Consider the following 17,833-nt stretch of genomic DNA (forward strand, 5'->3'; position numbering starts at 1 on the left):
ACAAGCTGGTTGAGCTGATATTCGCGCCGGTCGCGGCCCCTCTCGTGACAAGAGGAGAACGATCCGGCGCGGCACATGGTTCGCCTGCGACGCTATCGCGATCCGCGGGGCGATGTCGCCCGGAAGAGGCAGCGCCGGCTTCCGGTGCGACGGGTGGTCTCACAGCGTCCCGCAGTCCTACGACTGTCACTCATTGTAAGCCTACGGGTACGGACAGTGGCTAGGGGTCTGCACTGCCAAATCGGAACTAGTTACGCTGCGTTGACGTTCGAGACGCCCGCAAGGTTGTGCAGTGCATCTCCAGTGAGCCGGAAGACGGTCCATCCGTCCATGGGTTCGGCGCCGATCGACCGGTAAAAACCGATGGACGGTTCGTTCCAATCCAGGACTGACCACTCGAAACGCTCGTAGCCGCGCTCCGCGCAGATCTCCGCGAGCGCCGCGAGGAGCGCCTTGCCGTGACCGCCGCCGCGCGCCTCCGGACGGACGTAGAGATCCTCCAGATAGACACCGTGCGTGCCCGCCCACGTCGAGAAGTTCCGGAACCACAGGGCGAAGCCGACCGGCCCCTCGACGTCCTCCGCCATGAGCGCGAACGCCGCCGGATGCGCGCCGAAGAGCGCCTCGCGCAACTGCGCCTCGGTGGCTTTCGCGGACTCCCGGGCCCGCTCGTACTCGGCCAGCTCGCGGATCATCGTGTGGATGACGGGTACGTCGTCGACCGTCGCGGTGCGGATCATGCCTGAAGGCTAGCGGGCGGCACTGACATCCGGCCCGGGGGTGCGGTGATCCCGCCGGACCGGGCCCGCGCAAGGCGCCCAAAGGGGACGGAAGGCGCCGCGGGGGCTGCTCGGAAGGCGGTCCACCGGCTTTCACCGTCCGCCGGCCCGGCCGATGGTCCCGGCGTCGGCTCTCACGGTCCGCCGGCCCGGTCGCCGGTCGCGCCGTCGGCTCAGACGACGGTCTCGTCGACGAAGCACCACCGCCAGCTCTCGCCCGGCTCGTACGAGCGCATCACCGCGTGGCCGGTCGCCGCGAAGTGGCCCGTGGCGTGCCGGAACGGCGAGGAGTCGCAGCAGCCGACGTGTCCGCACTCCAGGCACAGCCGCAGCTGTACGGGGTGGCTGCCGACCGCTTCGCACTCGGGGCAGGTGGCGCTCAGCGCGGCGGGCTCGGGGCGCGGCAGACAGGGAACATGCGGGCACTCGCTCATGATTGCCAGGTTAGATCGCCGGAGCGGGCGCGGCACAGGCGGCCGCGACGGCGACAGGGGTGGCGCGCGCCGCCCCGGTGGAACAGGACAGGACAGGACGGGTTGGACCGATGGACGTGATGCCACTACTGCTGCTGGTCGCGGGGAGCGCGGCGGTCGCCGGCGCCGCCCGGCGCACGCCCGTACCGGGGCCGCTGCTGCTTGTCGTCACCGGCCTGGTGGCGTCCTACATCCCGGGGGTACCGGACTACACGCTCGATCCGCACATCGTGCTGCCGCTGCTGCTGCCCCCGCTGCTGCACACCGCAGCCCTGGAAAGCTCCTACCTGGACCTGCGGGCCAACCTGCGGCCGGTGGCGCTGCTGTCGGTCGGATACGTGCTCTTCGCGACGGTCGCCGTCGGGTACGTCGCGTACCTGGTCGTCCCGGACCTGCCGCTGGCGGCGGCGCTCGTCCTCGGCGCGGTGATCGCGCCGCCGGACGCCGTGGCCGCCACCGCCATCGCCCGCAGACTGCGCCTGCCGAACCGGATCACGACCATCCTCCAGGGCGAGTCGCTGGTCAACGACGCCACCGCGATCACCGCGTACAAGGTGGCGGTGGCCGCCGCCGCGGGGGTGGGCGCGACCTGGACCGACGGCATCCGCGAGTTCGCGGTCGCGGCGCTCGGCGGCATCGGCGTCGGGGTGGTGCTGATGATCCCGCTGCACTGGCTGCGCTGCCGGCTGCGGGACGCGCCGCTGCTGGAGAACACCCTGTCGCTGCTCATCCCGTTCGTGGCCTACCAGGTCGCCGAGGAGTTCGGGGCGTCCGGAGTGCTGGCGGTCGTGGTGGTCGCGCTCTACCTCGGGCACCGCTCCTGGCAGGTCGACTTCGAGACGCGGCTCCAGGAGGAGGCCGTGTGGAAGATGGTCTCCTTCGTGCTGGAGTCGTCGGTGTTCGCGCTGATCGGTCTGCAACTGCCGGTCGTCCTGCGCGGGCTCGGGGAGTTCAGCGGCGCCCAGGCCGCCTGGTATGCCGTCGTGGTCTTCCTGGTGGTGGTGCTCACGCGCTTCGTCTGGGTCTTCCCCGCGACCTTCCTGCCGCGGATGCTGTCCGCACGCATCCGTACCCGCGAACCCGGTACGAACTGGAAGGCACCGGTGATCGTCGGGTGGGCCGGGATGCGCGGCGTGGTGTCGCTGGCGATCGCCTTCTCGATCCCGGTGACCGTCCAGGACTCCGGCGACGGGTTCCCGGCGCGCAATCTGGTGCTCTTCCTGACCTTCACCACCGTCATCGGCACCCTCGCCGTCCAAGGGCTGACCCTGCCGCCCCTGATCCGCGCGCTGCGGCTGCCCGCGCGCGACGTACAGGGCGAGACGCTGGCCGAGGCACAGGCGCAGAACGAGGCGTCACGAGCCGCGGAGCAGCGGCTGGCGGAGCTGCTGGAGGACGAGCGCAACGCGCTGCCGGGGCCGCTGGCCGACCGGCTGCGCACGGTCATGGAACGGCGGCGCAACGCGGTGTGGGAGCGGCTGGGCACGGTCCACGAGACCACGGGGGAGTCGGCGGACGACACGTACCGGCGGCTGGCGCGGGAGATGATCGACGCGGAGCGCAAGGTGTTCGTACGGCTGCGGGACGAGCGGCGGATCGACGACGAGATGATGAGCGTGCTGCTGAAGCGGCTGGACCTGGAGGAGGCCGCGGCATACCGGGAGGGGGCCGACTAGGGCGGCGGGCACGGGGGCGTCGCCTTGCGGGGCGCGGGGCGCGGGGTCGCGCATTACGGGGCGCGAGTCAGGGAGCCGGAGCCCCCGTCACGACCGCCGTGACGGTGGTGCCGGGCGGGAAGGCGCCCTCCTCGGCCAGGGTCGTCAGGCCCAGGAGGAGCTTGGCGACGTAGAGGCGTTCCAGGGGTATGCCGTGCCGGGCCTCGAAGTCGGTGGCGAAGGCGTCCAGTTCGGGGGTGCGGCGGGCGTAACCGCCGCAGTGGAAGCGGTCGTCCAGGTCCCAGGTGCCGCGCCGGCCGCCGAAGGCCGCGTACTGGAGGCGTTCGGTCTCCGCGGCGAGGAAGTGCGGTGTGCCGCCCTTGAGGACGGGTATGCCGAGGGCCCGCTGGTCCGGCGCCAGGCCGGCGGCCAGGCCCGCCAGCGTTCCGCCGGTGCCGCAGGCGACGGCGACGACGTCCGACGCGCCGTGCAGCTCCCGGCCCAGGGCCGTGCAGCCCTGGACGGCGAGGGCGTTGCTGCCGCCTTCCGGTACGGCGTAGTGCGGGCCGAAGCGTTCCCGGAGCGCGGCGGCGGTCTCCGGCTCGGCCTTGCGACGGTAGGCGGCGCGGTCGACGAAGTGCAGGCGCATGCCGTCGGCGGCGCAGCGTGCCAGGGAGGGGTTCAGCGGCCGGTCCGCCAGTTCCGCGCCGCGTATGACGCCGACCGTCGCGAATCCCAGGAGGCGGCCGGCCGCGGCGGTGGCACGCAGGTGGTTGGAGTACGCACCGCCGAACGTGAGCAGTGTGTGTTCCCCGGCCTCGGCAGCCGCCCGCAGGTTCAGCTCCAGCTTGCGCCACTTGTTGCCGGGCAGCTCGGGGTGGATCAGGTCGTCCCGTTTGAGCAGCAGCCGCACACCGCGGCGCGCGAACCGTCCGTCCTCGATGTGCTGGAGGGGGACGGCAGGCGCGGCCGCAGTGCGGCGAGGTCGGGGACGGCGGAGGTCACCCGGCCATTGTCGCGTGCCGGCGGGCGCTGCTTCACCTGCCGACGGGTGGTACGGATGGTACGGACAGAGCGGCTGGTACGAGTGGTACGTGTGCTGCGGGTGTTACTTCAGGCGGGCGCCGATACGGGCGCGCATGTCCTTCATCGTGAAGCCCTTGGGGTCTATCTTGTCCGCGCGCCACTCCAGGTGGCCGACGACCGAGTACTCGTTCCAGCCATGGACCCGGCACAGCGCCGCCGCGGCCTTCTCGACGGCCTCCAGCTGGGCCTCGGGCCACGGGTCCTTGCCGTCGCCCAGGTTCTCGCACTCGAAGCCGTAGAAGTGGACGTTGCCGTCGGCGTTGTACTGGTTGGTGGGAGGCAGCTGCGTCCGCTCGGCGATCACGGCGTTCAGCACGTCGCGGTCACCGCTGCCCGCGTGGTTGGTGCGCCCGCAGCCGACCAGGTGCACCCGGCCGTCCTTGGTGATCACGCCGTGGCACAGCGGACCCGGCAGCGCCGAGGTGCCGTCGTAACACAGGCGGACGGTGCTCTCGGTCCCGGACGTGACGGTGTGGTGGATCACCACACCGTGCACCGGTCCCCAGTCACCGTGGCCCTCGCGGTTGTGCGTACGCCACTCGCCGACCTCGACGACTTCCAGGCCCTCGTCTCTGAGGGCCTTGATGAAGGTGTTCGCGGACATGGGTGGGGCCATGGCCGACTCCGTTCGGTGCGCGGCGGCCGCCGACCGCGCACCGCCTCATAAAACGCTTGTACTGGAACGCCAGGTCACAGACCAGCCGTTCGTCGCGTGTACGAGCGGGTGAGCGAGCGGTTTCAGCCGCTATCCACCGCTTTCAGTCGCGGCAGGCGCCGCCTTTCAGCCGCGCAGGAAGCCGTCACCGTGCGTGGCGATGTGGGCCTCCAGCGCGCTCAGCGCCTCCTGGGTGGCGTCGGCGGAGCCGTTGCCACGACGCTCCGCGTAGTAGGCCGCGCCCAGCTTCTTCAGCAGATCGTTGCCGGCCCGCTGCTGCTGGACCTCGTCGACCTTCTGCTTGCCCTGGTTCAGCGCGCTCTGTGCCTGCTCCTTGGCGCGGTCGAGAAAGCCTGCCATTGCTGCCTCCGGTGAGGTTGGGGGGCGGACGGCCCCGCTGCCGTCGCGGTGCCGTACCGGATCAACGGTCCGGACGTTACCCGCGTTCCCGTGCCAGGCTGATGAGGTGAACAGGGGCACGGAGGGGGCCGCGGACGAGGCCCCGGGGGCGGGCCCGGGCGCGGACCAGGGCGGTGACCAGGGCGTCGGCCAAGGCGCGGCCGCGGACCTGGGCGGGTACCGGGAGCGGGCCGCGCGGCTGCCCGGTGCGGTCGTCTGGGTGAAGCGCGCGCCCGGCGGCCCGGCACCGGCGCCGCAGCGGGTGTTGCCCGACGGCTGCACTGACCTGCTCTGGTGGGGTGGCCGGCTGATCGTGGCCGGGCCGGACACCAGCGCGTACACCCCTGTCGTACGGCCGGGGGAGAACTCCGTCGGACTGCGCTTCGCCCCCGGTCAGGGGCCTGCCGTCTTCGGCGTGCCGGCGCACGTGCTGCGCGATCAGCGGGTGCCGCTGGAGGAGCTGTGGCCCCGGAGCCTGGTGGACCGGCTGGCCGGAACGGTGGCCGGGACCGATTCACCCGGACGGGTGCTGGAGGAGATCGCCGTACACCGCCTCCGGGAGGCCGCCGGCCCGGCCGACCCCGCGCGGAACGCGATCGCCGCGGCGCTCGGCCGCGGCCGGTCCGTTGCGGAGGTCGCCCGGACCGTGGGCGTCGGCGGGCGGCAGCTGCACCGCCGGTGTCTGGAGGCATTCGGGTACGGGCCCAAGATGCTGGCCAGGGTGCTGCGCCTCGGCCGCGCGCTGGAACTGGCCCGCGGTGGAATGCCGTACGCGGAGGTGGCGGCCCGCGCCGGGTACGCGGACCAGGCGCACCTGGCGCGTGAGGTGAAAGCGCTGGCGGGGGCCCCGCTGGGGGTGATCGTGGCCCCGGGGTAGCTTGTCCGTCATGGACTACCAGGCCGTTCTTGAGGAGGTAGCGGCCTTTGCGAGGCCGTATGTCGGACATGGGCAGGTTGCCGATTACATACCGGCACTGGAAAAGGTGCCGACGGACCGCTTCGGCATAGCGGTGGCCGACATCAACGGCGAGGTGTACGGGGTGGGGGACTGGGAGGTCCCGTTCTCCGTCCAGTCCATATCGAAGACCTTCTCGCTGGCGCTGGTCATGGCCAACGACAACGAGGACATCTGGAAGCGGGTCGGCCGCGAGCCGTCGGGCACGCCGTTCAATTCGCTGGTGCAACTGGAGTGGGAGAACGGCGTACCGCGCAACCCCTTCATCAACGCGGGCGCGCTCGTCGTCACCGACCGGCTGCAGACGCTGACCGGCGACGCCAGCACCACGATGCTGCACTTCCTGCGCGAGGAGAGCGGCAACCCGGACCTCGCCTTCGACCAGGCCGTGGCGGACTCCGAGGCGGAACACGGCGACCGCAACGCGGCGCTCGCCCACTTCATGGCCAGCTTCGGCAATCTGGAGAACCCCGTCCCCAGCGTCATCGAGCACTACTTCTGGCAGTGCTCGATCGAGATGAGCTGCCGCGACCTGGCGGCGGCCGGCGGGTTCCTGGCCCGGCACGGCCTGCGCGCCGACGGCAGCCGCCTGCTGGAGGCCCGCGAGGCCAAGCGGATCAACGCGGTGATGCTGACCTGCGGCACCTACGACGCGGCCGGGGAGTTCGCGTACCGGGTGGGGCTGCCCGCCAAGAGCGGTGTCGGCGGCGGGATCGTCGCGGTCGTACCGGGACGCTGCACGCTGTGCGTGTGGAGCCCCGGCCTGGACAGCCGCGGCAACTCGGTCGCGGGCGCGGCGGCGCTGGACCACTTCACGTCGCTGACCGGCTGGTCGGTGTTCTGAGCCGGCCGCCCGGTGGCGGGCGGCGGCGCCCCGGGCGCATCGTGGGGACGAGGAGGTGCGTCGCCATGGAGCACGAGATGCGCGCCGAGTACGCGGAGGGCGGCTCGCCGCAGGAGGGTGCCCCGGTGAAGCTGTGGCACATGGTGCGGCTGGACGGTACCCAGTCGATGTGCGGACGCGAACTGCGACCGGATGCGGCGGTGCAGCCTTCGGACGCCTGGGGCACGGCTGCGGGCGAACCTTTCTGCCACTCCTGCGGGGCGCTGTACCTGCGCGAGGTGGTGTAGCCGAGGCAGCGGGCTCCGGGGTACCCGGTATTCGCGGTGGCGGGCTCCGGGGTACCCCGTACTCGCGGTGGCGGGCTTCGGGGGCCCGTACTCGCGGCGGCCGGCCCGGGGCGCTCCGTACTCGCGTGCTCCCGTAGGCCCACGCCTACGCCAGCGCGGCGAACAGATCCACTCCATGCCCGTCCGGGTCCTGGACCACCGCGTACCGCTGCCCCCAGGGCGCGTCCCACGGTTCCTTCTCGCCGACGTACCCGGAGGCGGTCAGTTCCCCGTACACCTTGTCGACCTCGGCCGGGCCCGCGCACTCGAAGGCCAGCCCCGTAGGGGTGCCGGAACCCGGCGGCGTCCACCCGGGATCGATGGAGCGCGCGACGGCGTACGTGTCCCACATCAGACGCAGACCGCCGGGCAGCGCCGCCTCGGCGTGCGGGGCGGAATCGGCCTCCGCCGGGACCGGCAGGCCCAGGCGGCGGTAGAAGGCGAGCGAGGCCGCCATGTCGGCGACGACGATGCCGATCGCCGCCAGGCGCGGTGTGGTGGAACCGGGGGAAGGGTGCGTTTCGTTGCTCATACGGGGAGCGTAGGGAGCGCCGGACGGCCCGGTCTTGAACGAATCGGACACCGGTACGGTACGCGTGCCGCTACGGGCGCGGGACGGGTACCGCCACGGGTGTCACGGGCACCGGATGACCTGCCCCGCGTACGACAGGTTGCCGCCGAACCCGAAGAGCAGCACCGGGGCGCCGGACTGGATCTCCCGCCGCTCCACCAGCTTGGACAGGGCCAGGGGTACGGAGGCGGCCGAGGTGTTGCCGGACTCGACGACATCGCGGGCGATCACGGCGTTGACCGCGCCGATGCGTTCCGCGAGCGGCTCGATCAGCCGCAGGTTGGCCTGGTGGAGCACGACTCCGGCCAGGTCCTCCGGCTCGATGCCGGAGCGCTCGCACACCTGGCGGGCGATGGCCGGGAGCCGGGTGGTGGCCCAGCGGTAGACGGCCTGGCCCTCCTGGGAGAACCGGGCCGGGCTGCCCTCGATGCGCACCGCGCCGCCCATCTCCGGGACCGAACCCCACAGCACCGGGCCGATCTCCGGCTCCGCCGCCGCCGTGACGACCGCGGCGCCCGCGCCGTCCCCGACGAGCACGCAGGTCGAACGGTCCGACCAGTCGACCACGTCGGTGAACTTCTCGGCGCCGATGACCAGCGCGTTGACGGCCGAACCGGCCCGGATGGCGTGGTCGGCGGTGGCCAGCGCGTGGGTGAAGCCCGCGCAGACGACGTTGAGGTCCATGGCGGCGGGGGCCGGCAGGCCGAGCCGGGCGGCGACCCGCGCCGCGGTGTTGGGGCTGCGGTCGACGGCCGTGCAGGTGGCCACCAGGACGAGGTCGATGTCCTGGGAGGTCAGGCCGCTGGCGGCGAGCGCCTTGGCCGCCGCGGCGGCCGCCATCGCGTCCACGCTCTCGTCGGGGGCCGCGACATGCCGGGTGCGGATGCCCACACGGCTGCTGATCCAGGCGTCGTCGGTGTCGACGATCTTCGCGAGGTCGTCGTTGGTGAGCACCTCGGAGGGCTGGTAGTGGCCGAGAGACAGGACGCGTGAGCCCGTCATGGGATCCCCTGAGCGTGTGCGGACGGTTTCCGTCCAGTGTTGGGGGCGCGGCTGCTGAGGACGTAGCGAGAACCGCCAATCTTCGGGGGCGAGAACTGGAGGGAAGCCACGGACGGCGTGCGGCGGACGCTTCCGGCGGCTCCGGGCCGGGATCGTGATCCCGCGCACGACGACGCCCGGCCCGTACAGCGCTCCGCGGTACGGGCCGGCCGGGGCCCCGCTCTCGGTTCTCCCGTCGTCCGTCGCTCAGCCGAGCGGTGCGAACCGGCGCAGCCGGAGGCTGTTGGCCACCACGAAGACCGAGGAGAAGGCCATCGCGGCTCCGGCGATCATCGGGTTGAGCAGCCCGGCGGCGGCCAGCGGCAGCGCGGCGACGTTGTAGCCGAAGGCCCAGAAGAGGTTGGCCTTGATGGTCCCGAGGGTGCGGCGGGCGAGGCGGATGGCGTCCGCTGCGGCACGCAGGTCGCCCCGTACCAGCGTCAGGTCGCCCGCCTCGATGGCGGCGTCCGTGCCGGTGCCCATCGCCAGGCCCAGGTCGGCCTGGGCGAGGGCGGCCGCGTCGTTGACACCGTCGCCGACCATGGCCACCGACCTGCCCTCCTTCTGGAGGCGCTGGACGACCGCGACCTTGTCCTCGGGCAGCACATCGGCGATCACGTGTTCCGCGTCGATGCCGACCTCGGCGGCGACCGAGCGGGCGACGGCCGCGTTGTCGCCGGTCAGCAGCACCGGAGTGAGGCCGAGGGCGCGCAGCCGCCGGACGGCCTCGGCGCTGGTGGGCTTGACCGCGTCGGCGACGACGAGCACGGCGCGCGCCTCCCCGTCCCACGCGACGGCGACCGCGGTGTGCCCGGCCTCCTCGGCGGCGGTCTTGGCGTCCGCCAGGGTGGCGGGCAGTTCGACGGCCCACTCGGCGAGGAGCGAGGTACGGCCGACGAGGACGGCGTGGCCGTCGACGACGCCCTGGACGCCGAGCCCGGGTACGTTCGCGAAGTCCTCGGGGGCGGGCAGCTCCCCCGTACGCTCGGCCGCCGCGGCGGCGATGGCCCGCGCGATGGGGTGCTCGGAGGAGTGCTCCAGGGCACCGGCCAGCCGCAGCGCCTCGGCCTCGGCCACTCCCTCGGCCAGGTGGACACCGGTGAGGGTCATCGCGCCGGTGGTGACCGTGCCGGTCTTGTCCAGGACGACGGTGTCGACGCGGCGGGTGGTCTCCAGGACCTCGGGCCCCTTGATCAGGATGCCGAGCTGGGCGCCGCGGCCGGTGCCGACCATGAGCGCGGTCGGCGTGGCCAGCCCCAGGGCGCACGGGCAGGCGATGATCAGTACGGCGACCGCGGCGGTGAACGCGGCGACGGCGCCCGCACCGGTGGCCAGCCAGTAGCCCAGGGTGCCGAGGGCCAGCGCGATGACGACCGGGACGAAGACGGCGGAGATCCGGTCGGCCAGGCGCTGGGCGGCGGCCTTGCCGTTCTGCGCGTCCTCGACCAGCCGCGCCATCCGGGCCAGCTGGGTGTCGGCGCCGATCCGGGTCGCCTCGACGACGATCCGGCCGCCCGCGTTGACGGTGGCGCCGGTGACCGGGTCGCCGGGGAGACCTCGACGGGAACGGACTCGCCGGTGAGCATCGAGGCGTCCACGGCGGAGGACCCGTCCACGACCGTGCCGTCGGTGGCGATCTTCTCGCCCGGACGGACCACGAACCGGTCGCCGACCGCCAGCTCACCGACCGGTACGCGCACCTCGCGCCCGTCCCGCAGCACCGCGACGTCCTTGGCGCCCAGCTCCAGCAGCGCCTTCAGCGCGGCCCCGGCCCGCCGCTTGGAGCGGGCCTCGAAGTAGCGTCCGGCCAGGATGAAGGCGGTGACCCCGGCCGCGGCCTCCAGATAGATGTTGCTGCCGCCGTCGCCGCGTTCGATGGTCAGCGTGAACGGGTGGGTCATGCCGGGCATCCCGGCGTGGCCGAAGAACAGGGCCCACAGCGACCAGCCGAGCGCGGCGAGCGTGCCCATGGAGACCAGGGTGTCCATGGTGGCCGTACCGTGCCGCAGGTTGGTCCAGGCGGCCTTGTGGAACGGCCAGGCGCCGTACGCCACCACCGGCGCCGCCAGGGTCAGCGACAGCCACTGCCAGTTGGTGAACTGCAGCGCCGGGACCATCGCCATCAGGATCACCGGCACGGCCAGGAGCACCGAGACGGTCAGGCGCTGCCGCAGCGACGCGAGCGGGTCGGCGCCCGCTTCCGGGGCCGGTACCGGCCCCGCGTCGGGATCCGGAGGCGGCGGTGCGGGGGCCGGGGGCTCCGGGACGGCGGCCGTGTAGCCGGTCTTCTCGACGGTGGCGATCAGGTCGGCGACTTCGATCCCGGCGCCGTCCTCGTACGTGACCTTCGCCTTCTCGGTCGCGTAGTTGACGGTGGCGGTGACGCCGTCCATCCGGTTGAGCTTCTTCTCGACACGGGCGGCGCAGGAGGCGCAGGTCATGCCGCCGATCTCCAGCTCGATGCCGTGCTCGCCGACGGTGGTGGTCATGGCTGCTCCTTGGGGGCGGGGTGACGGCGGAGGGTCGTCGTGGTCCACTGTCTGGACTGTATACCCCTAGGGGGTATGGGTGCTACCCCTCCTGGGTATGTCGGGGTGTGCTCTCACCGGAGTCGGAGAACTCGCCGGCTTCGACTGCCTCACCAGCCTCGACTACCCCATCTGCCTCGACAGCCTCGGCGGGCCTGTTGCTCCCTTTCGTCCCACCTGTCCCCGCATCACCCTCCCCGTCGGCCGCCCGCAGTACCCGCCCGCCCAGCCGCCGCAGGTACTCCGCCAGCTCCGGCGGCTCGTGCACCGTGAAATCGCTGCCGAGCATCGCCAGCCGGAACGCCGTCCACTCCAGGGAATCGGGCCGGGTGCGCACCCGGCACACCCCCTCGCCCAGCGGCTCCACCGCGGCCACCGCGCGCCCCAGCCGGTCGCACACCTCGGCGGCCGGCGCGCGCACCGTGACCACCGCGGCGCGACCGGGCCCCATGCCCTGCATCCGCTCCGTGACGAACGCGGCGGCGTCCTCGGCGGGCAGCTCGCGCGGGGGCGTGCGTACCCCCATGGGGTACGGCTCGCTCAGCCGGTCCACGCGGAAGATCCGCCAGTCCTCGCGCTCGTTGTCGTACGCCACCAGGTACCAGCGGCGCCCGGCCGCGACCAGCCGGTGCGGCTCCACCAGGCGCTTGGAGCGGACGCCGTCGCCCGCCCGGTAGGTGAAGCGCAGCCGCTCCCGGTTGGCGACGGCCGCGGCGAGCGCGGTCAGGTGCGCGGGGTCGACGGTCGGGCCGTCCCCGGCGGGCATCGGTACGGTGGCGGTCCCCAGCGTGCCCACCCGCCGCCGCAGCCGGGACGGCAGGACCTGTTCCAGCTTGGCGAGGGCCCGTACGGACGCCTCCTCGATGCCGTCGACGGTGTGGCCGGCCGCCGAGCGCAGCCCGACGGCGATGGCCACCGCCTCCTCGTCGTCCAGCAGCAGCGGGGGCATCGCGGTGCCCGCCGCGAGCCGGTAACCGCCTTCCGCGCCCATCGTGGCGTGCACCGGGTAGCCGAGGTCGCGCAGCCGCTCGATGTCGCGGCGGATGGTGCGGGTGGTGACCCGTAGGCGGCCGGCCAGTTCGCTGCCGGGCCATTCGCGGGGTGTCTGGAGGAGGGACAGGAGGTTCAGCAGGCGTGCCGAGGTCTCGCTCATGCCGTCGATGATGCAGGGCTCAGTAGGACCGGAGCTGTCCTATACGGACCGTAAAGTCGAGGTCTGCCCGTTGCGGCCTGCCCCGGGAAGCCCCGGGAAGCCCCGGGTGTCCGGGCCCCCGGGCCCTCCGCTCCCGTCCTGAACCACCCCTGGAGTCACCGCCATGCCCACCCCGCCCACGACCGCCCCCGGCACGCCCGGTGAGTCCGACCCGCCCGGCACGCCCGGCGCGAGCGATCCGGCCGATGTACCCGGCACGCCCGGCCCGACCGGCCGCAGGCGCTGGATCGCGCTCGCCGTCGTGCTGACCGCCGCGTTCATGGACCTGGTGGACGCGACCATCGTCAACATCGCCGTGCCCAGCATCCAGCGGGACACCGGCGCCACGTTCGGCGCCGTCCAGTGGATCACCGCCGGCTACGCGCTGGCCTTCGCCGTCGGCCTGATCACCGGCGGCCGGCTGGGCGACATCCACGGCCGCCGCCGGCTCTTCCTGCTCGGTATGGGCGGCTTCACCGTCGCCTCCGCGCTGTGCGGCATCGCCGCCGACCCGGGGATGCTGATCGCCGCGCGGGTCCTCCAGGGCGCGATGGCCGCGCTGATGGTGCCGCAGGTGCTGGCGATCATCCACGTCACCTTCCCTCCGCACGAACGGGGCAAGGTCTTCGGCATGTTCGGCGCCGTCATAGGGCTGGGCGCGGTCTGCGGTCCGCTGATCGGCGCGCTGCTGACGCAGTGGGACATCCTCGGTCTCCAGTGGCGGCCGATCTTCCTGATCAACCTGCCGGTCGGCGTCGCCGGCATCCTCCTGGGGCGCCGCTTCATCGCCGAGTCCCGCGCTCCCAAGGCGCTGCGTCTGGACCTCGGCGGCATGGTCCTCGCCGCGCTCGCCCTCCTGATGGTGCTCTACCCGCTCACCCAGGGCCGCGAAATGGGCTGGCCCGCCTGGGGTTTCGTGTCGATGGCCGCGAGTCCGCTCGTCTTCGCCGCCTTCGTACGGTACGAGCGCGCCAAGGCCCGTAAGGACGGCTCGCCGCTCGTCGAACTCTCCCTCTTCAGGCTCCGGACGTTCGTCGCGGGTGCCGGGGTGCAGCTCACGTTCGGGGCGCTCTCGGGGCTGTTCTTCCTCGTCTGGACCCTGTGCATGCAGCTCGGCCTGGGCTGGAGCCCGCTGCGTTCCGGGCTGACCGGAGTGCCGTTCTCGGTCGCCTGCTCGGCGGCGGCCGGTGTCTCCGTACAGAAGCTGATACCGCGCTTCGGGCGCAAGGTGATGCAGGCCGGCGCGCTGATCATGCTCTGCGGTGTGCTGCTCTACATCGCCGGGGCCACGCGGTACGGCACGGACCTGACGTCCTGGCAGATGGCTCCCGCCCTGCTGCTGATGGGCGGCGGCATGGGCCTGATCGTCGCGCCGATCACCGACGCGGCCCTTTCCGAGGTGCCGTCCGAACACTCCGGATCGGCGTCCGGGGTCTTCAACACCACGAGTCAGCTGGGCATGGCGTTCGGGCTCGGCCTGTCGTCGGTGGCCTTCTTCGGGGTCCTCGACGGAGCGGCCGGCCGGGACCCGAGGGCGGCGGTCGTCGACGCGACGGTCACCTCGCTGTGGTGGGTGGCGGCCGGTCTGGTGGTCATCTTCCTGCTGCTGTTCCTGCTGCCGGGGAAGCCGCGTACGGGCGGGGAGTCCCGTACGGCGGGTGGGTCCGGGACGGCGGATGAGTCCGGTACGGCGGGCCGACCCGGTACGGCGGAGGAATCCAGTACGGCGGACGAGTCCGGTACGGGCGGGGGAGCGGAGCTGCCCGCCGGGTCCGGGCCCGAGGACGGGCGCCGGACCTCGGACGCCGAGCGCACGCTGGTCCACTGACCCGGGCGGCCTCCCGCCGACCCCATCAGCCCCCCACCGGCTCCCACTTGGCCTGCCGGCCCTTCATCGGCAGGGACCGCGCGCCCGTACCTACGGCGTGTAGTCCCTGCCGTTCAGCGCGCGGTAGAGGAAGCGGGTGGTCGCCTCGATGGCCTCGTCCTCGGTCATCCCGGGCAACAGCTGCGCGGGCGCGTCCAGCATGGCGCTCATCATCAGCAGGGTGGTCTCGGGGGAGGCCGGCAGGTTCTGTACGTGTTCCAGGTGGTCGGCCAGGTCTTCGAGCTGGGCGCGGCGGAACTGGTCGAAGGTGCGGGTGAAGTCCTCGCTGACCAGCGCCGCCTGACGCAGCGCGACCATGGTCGCCGCGTGCTCCTGGTGCACGCGCCAGCAGCTGGCGACGTGGTAGCGGATCGCTTCCGGGTCGGTGAAGTCCGACTTGTGCTGGTCGGTTCCGGCGTAGGCGTCGCTCGCCGCGGACAGTTCGTCCAGCAGCGCCCTGAGCAGGTCTTCTTTGCTCGTGAAGTGGCGGTAGAAGGAGCGGCGGCCCGGCCGGCCTCCGTCGTGATGTCAGTGATCTTGGTGTTCAGGTAGCCGCGGTCGGCGAACAGGCGCTTGGCCGCCTCGATCAGCGCCGCCCTCGTCTCGACCGCCTGCTCCGCGCGCTTCACGTCTCCTCCAGCTCTCTTGACATCGCACGCTAGCAGCCTCACGATGAATACACATTCAGCGAATGGAGATTCATCATGCGAGTGCTGGTGGTGGGCGGCGGCCCGACCGGGCTGACCCTGGGGATCGAGCTGGCCCGGCGCGGCGTCGGGGTGCGGGTCGTCGACAAGGCGACCGCGTACTTCGACGGATCGCGCGGTGACAGCCTTCAGCCGCGCACGCTGGAGGCCTTCGACGACCTCGGTGTGCTGGACGCCGTACGGGCCGCCGGGGCGCCGCCGGCGCCGCTGCGCGTGCACTTCGACGGCCGGTTCGTGGGCGAGCACTGGATGGCCGAGCTGCGCGAGCCCCGGCCCGGCGTGCCGTATCCGAATCCGTGGGTGCTCGGCCAGTCGCAGACCGAGGGGATATTGCGGGCGCGGCTGCGGGAGTTCGGCGTCCGCGTCGAGCTGGACACCGCGCTGACCGGCCTGGAACAGGACGCGGACGGCGTGACCGCGCGGCTGGCCACCGGCGAGGCGGCCCGGTTCGACTACCTCGTGGGCGCCGACGGCGGCGCCAGCTTCGTCCGCAAGGCCATCGGTGTGGCCTTCCCCGGCACCACCGACGAGACCTTCCGCGCGCTGGTCGGCGATGTGACGGCGCCGGACCTCGATCCCACGTCCGGCCACTGGTTCGCCACGGAGGGCCACCCCATGGCGGGCGTCGCGCTGACCCCGCTGCCCGGCACCGGGCAGTTCCAGTTCATCTCGCCGCTGGACGAGGGCGACGACGCCTCCCTGGAGACGATGCAGGCCGCCCTCGACCGGTTCTCGGCCGGTGTGCGCCTGACCGGACACGGCTGGTCGACGGTGTGGCGGCCGAATGTACGGCTGGCCGAGCGGTACAGGGTCGGGCGCGTCTTCCTGGCCGGCGACGCCGCGCACGTCCACCCGCCGACCGGCGGACAGGGCCTGAACACCGGCGTGCAGGACGCCTACAACCTGGGCTGGAAGCTGGCCGCGGAGACCGCCCTGGACAGCTACGAGACCGAGCGGCGGGCCGTCGCGGCCCGCGTCCTCGGCCTCAGCACCGACCTGCTGGACAAGTACGTCGAGGGCAGCGCCGACGCCCACAAGCGCGGCGAGGAGAGCTTCGGCCTCGACATCACCTACCGGGCCCCGGACGCCACCGGTGTCCTCGTCACCGGCGACCGTGCCCCGGACGCTCCGCTGCTCGACGCGGACGGCAAACACGTCCGCCTCTTTGACCTCTTCCGCGGCCCGCACTTCACCCGGCTGGTCTTCGGCGCGCCCGCCCCGGAGGAGGAGCATGCCTACGCCGTGCTGCGACCCGGCGAGGAGCCCGGCGGCGAGATATCCGACGGTGGACGGCCCGGCCGCGGACGGTATGTCGTCGATGCCGAGGGCCATGCCTTCGCGGGCTATGCGGCGGAGCCCGGCGACACCTTCCTGGTCCGCCCGGACGGTTATCTGGCCTGAGGGGGCCGTGTCATGAGAGGAGGCGCCAGGCGCCCTACAGCCACCCGTTCCGCTTGAAGCCCCGGTGGATGAGGAAGCAGAGCGTGACCGTCAAGGCCATGACCAGGGGGTAGCCGAAGGTCCAGTGCTTCTCCGGCATGTACTCAAAGTTCATGCCGTAGATGCCGCACACCATCGTCGGGACGGCGAGGATCGCGACCCAGGCGCTGATCCGCCGCATGTCCTCGTTCTGGGCCACGGTGATCTGCGCGAGGTGCGCCTGGAGTATGGAGTTGAGCAGTTCGTCGAAGGCGTTGATCTGCTCGGTGACCCGCTCCAGGTGGTCCGACACGTCGCGGAAGTACGTGGTGATGTGCGGGTCCACCAGCGCCATCGGCTGGGTGGCCAGGGCCTGCATCGGTCGGGCCAGCGGCGCCACGGCCCGTTTCAGCTCCAGCAGTTCCCGCTTGAGCTGGTAGATCCGGCCCGCGCCGGTGCCGGAGCCCTTGGCGCCACCGCGCCGTTCCTCGCCGCGGGTGCGGCGCGGGCTCTCGGCGAAGACCTCGCTCTCGACGTCGTCGATGTCGTCCTGCACGGCGGCGGCGACGTCCAGGTAGTCGTCCACGACCAGGTCCGCGATGGCGTGCAGCACCGCGGAGGGGCCGATGGCCAGCTGCTCCGGGTCCGCCTCCAGCTGTTCGCGCAGCGGCCCGAGCGAGCCGTGGCCGCCGTGCCGGACGGTGATGACGAAGTCGGCGCCGGTGAAGACCATGATCTCGCCGGTGTCCACCACCTCGCTGGACTCGGTGAGCCGGTCGTGGTCCACGTAACAGACCGTCTTGAACACGGTGAACAGCGAGTCGTCGTAGCGCTCCAGCTTCGGCCGCTGGTGCGCGTGCACCGCGTCCTCGACGGCCAGCGGGTGCAGTCCGAACAGCTCGGCGACGCCGGCGAACTCCTTCTCCGACGGCTCGTGCAGTCCGATCCACACGAAGCCGTCGCCGGAGCCGCGGACCCGGTGGACGGCGTCCTCGGCCGGGTGGTCGCCGGGCTGGCGGACCCCGTTCTCGTAGACGGCGCAGTTCACCACGGCGGTGCCCAGCGGTGACCGCGCGGGGTGGCTGAGGTCGACACCACGGCGCTGCTGCTGCGGCAGCCGGACCGCTTTACGAAGGTTGCTGATCACCGACACCGCACCAGTATGGACCGGTCGTAGGGCGAGGCGGGAGGCGTGACGGCGGCTCCGCACACCTCCCGCCCGTACGGACCGGCCCACTCCGGCGCGTCCGTACGGGAGGCGGCGCGCGGTGAGGTGCCGGGGCGGCGCCCGGCGACACACCGGGGTCCGGTGCGTGCCGGGGCGGTGTCCGATGGC

The 17,833-nt window shown here is 72.5% G+C and carries 15 protein-coding genes and 2 pseudogenes; 6 read left to right on the top strand and 11 right to left on the bottom strand.

Features of this window, described 5'->3' with window-relative positions; translation table 11 throughout:
* Positions 1-251: 251 nt before the first annotated feature.
* Positions 252-740 carry a GNAT family N-acetyltransferase gene (locus ACEXOX_RS31680; protein ID WP_406524441.1) on the bottom strand — a complete coding sequence of 163 codons (489 nt, stop codon included), beginning with the start codon at positions 738-740 and terminating at the stop codon, positions 252-254.
* Positions 741-952: 212 nt separating this feature from the next.
* The gene (locus ACEXOX_RS31685) at positions 953-1,213 is read right to left on the bottom strand and encodes a UBP-type zinc finger domain-containing protein (protein ID WP_406524442.1); all 261 of its coding nucleotides are present in this window, start codon (positions 1,211-1,213) and stop codon (positions 953-955) included.
* Between the two features lie 110 nt (positions 1,214-1,323).
* On the opposite strand from ACEXOX_RS31685, the gene ACEXOX_RS31690 reads away from it, so the two are divergent.
* Entirely contained in the window at positions 1,324-2,928 is a 1,605-nt protein-coding gene (locus tag ACEXOX_RS31690) for a Na+/H+ antiporter (protein WP_406524443.1), read from the top strand.
* A gap of 67 nt (positions 2,929-2,995) precedes the next feature.
* Here ACEXOX_RS31690 and ACEXOX_RS31695 read toward each other — a convergent pair.
* From ACEXOX_RS31695 to ACEXOX_RS31705, 3 genes and pseudogenes are all read right to left on the bottom strand, one after another.
* Positions 2,996-3,912: pseudogene (locus ACEXOX_RS31695) on the bottom strand (1-aminocyclopropane-1-carboxylate deaminase/D-cysteine desulfhydrase).
* Between the two features lie 103 nt (positions 3,913-4,015).
* A complete protein-coding gene (locus ACEXOX_RS31700; protein WP_406524444.1) occupies positions 4,016-4,609 on the bottom strand; it encodes an N-acetylmuramoyl-L-alanine amidase in 594 nt (197 codons plus the stop codon).
* Between the two features lie 165 nt (positions 4,610-4,774).
* On the bottom strand, positions 4,775-5,008 hold the full coding sequence (locus ACEXOX_RS31705) for a hypothetical protein (RefSeq protein ID WP_030017253.1): 234 nt from the start codon (positions 5,006-5,008) through the stop codon (positions 4,775-4,777).
* 106 nt (positions 5,009-5,114) lie between these two features.
* Between ACEXOX_RS31705 and ACEXOX_RS31710 the strand changes: the two genes are divergently transcribed.
* The 3 genes from ACEXOX_RS31710 (at position 5,115) to ACEXOX_RS31720 (ending at position 7,133) form a co-directional block, all read left to right on the top strand.
* Positions 5,115-5,924, top strand: a complete 810-nt coding sequence (locus ACEXOX_RS31710) for a helix-turn-helix domain-containing protein (RefSeq protein WP_406524445.1) — start codon at positions 5,115-5,117, stop codon at positions 5,922-5,924.
* A gap of 10 nt (positions 5,925-5,934) precedes the next feature.
* Positions 5,935-6,846 (top strand): glutaminase, encoded by a 912-nt coding sequence (locus tag ACEXOX_RS31715; RefSeq protein WP_030017251.1) that lies wholly within the window; start codon positions 5,935-5,937, stop codon positions 6,844-6,846.
* Positions 6,847-6,911: 65 nt separating this feature from the next.
* Positions 6,912-7,133, top strand: coding sequence for a hypothetical protein (locus ACEXOX_RS31720; protein WP_406524446.1), 222 nt, complete (start codon positions 6,912-6,914; stop codon positions 7,131-7,133).
* A 145-nt stretch (positions 7,134-7,278) separates the two neighbouring features.
* On the opposite strand, the gene ACEXOX_RS31725 is transcribed toward ACEXOX_RS31720, so the two are convergent.
* The 4 genes and pseudogenes from ACEXOX_RS31725 to ACEXOX_RS31740 form a co-directional block, all read right to left on the bottom strand.
* Positions 7,279-7,704, bottom strand: coding sequence for a VOC family protein (locus ACEXOX_RS31725; protein WP_406524447.1), 426 nt, complete (start codon positions 7,702-7,704; stop codon positions 7,279-7,281).
* Between the two features lie 102 nt (positions 7,705-7,806).
* On the bottom strand, positions 7,807-8,745 hold the full coding sequence (locus tag ACEXOX_RS31730; protein WP_406524448.1) for a beta-ketoacyl-ACP synthase III: 939 nt from the start codon (positions 8,743-8,745) through the stop codon (positions 7,807-7,809).
* A 246-nt stretch (positions 8,746-8,991) separates the two neighbouring features.
* Positions 8,992-11,273, bottom strand: a pseudogene (locus tag ACEXOX_RS31735) (heavy metal translocating P-type ATPase).
* A gap of 82 nt (positions 11,274-11,355) precedes the next feature.
* Positions 11,356-12,465, bottom strand: a complete 1,110-nt coding sequence (locus ACEXOX_RS31740; protein WP_406524449.1) for a helix-turn-helix transcriptional regulator — start codon at positions 12,463-12,465, stop codon at positions 11,356-11,358.
* A 163-nt stretch (positions 12,466-12,628) separates the two neighbouring features.
* Here ACEXOX_RS31740 and ACEXOX_RS31745 point away from each other — a divergent pair, with 163 nt between their 5' ends.
* Positions 12,629-14,332: an MFS transporter gene (locus ACEXOX_RS31745; RefSeq protein WP_406524450.1), complete on the top strand. Its 1,704-nt coding sequence runs from the start codon at positions 12,629-12,631 to the stop codon at positions 14,330-14,332.
* Positions 14,333-14,422: 90 nt separating this feature from the next.
* Here ACEXOX_RS31745 and ACEXOX_RS31750 read toward each other — a convergent pair whose 3' ends face one another.
* On the bottom strand, positions 14,423-14,689 hold the full coding sequence (locus tag ACEXOX_RS31750) for a hypothetical protein (protein ID WP_406524451.1): 267 nt from the start codon (positions 14,687-14,689) through the stop codon (positions 14,423-14,425).
* A 386-nt stretch (positions 14,690-15,075) separates the two neighbouring features.
* On the opposite strand from ACEXOX_RS31750, the gene ACEXOX_RS31755 reads away from it, so the two are divergent.
* On the top strand, positions 15,076-16,479 hold the full coding sequence (locus ACEXOX_RS31755) for an FAD-dependent monooxygenase (protein WP_406524452.1): 1,404 nt from the start codon (positions 15,076-15,078) through the stop codon (positions 16,477-16,479).
* Positions 16,480-16,513: 34 nt separating this feature from the next.
* Here the strand turns inward: ACEXOX_RS31755 and ACEXOX_RS31760 are convergent, their stop codons facing one another.
* A complete protein-coding gene (locus ACEXOX_RS31760) occupies positions 16,514-17,644 on the bottom strand; it encodes a magnesium and cobalt transport protein CorA (protein WP_406524453.1) in 1,131 nt (376 codons plus the stop codon).
* Positions 17,645-17,833: the final 189 nt, after the last annotated feature.

The organism is Streptomyces sp. Ac-502 (genome assembly GCF_045222935.1).
Classification (GTDB): domain Bacteria; phylum Actinomycetota; class Actinomycetes; order Streptomycetales; family Streptomycetaceae; genus Streptomyces; species Streptomyces monomycini.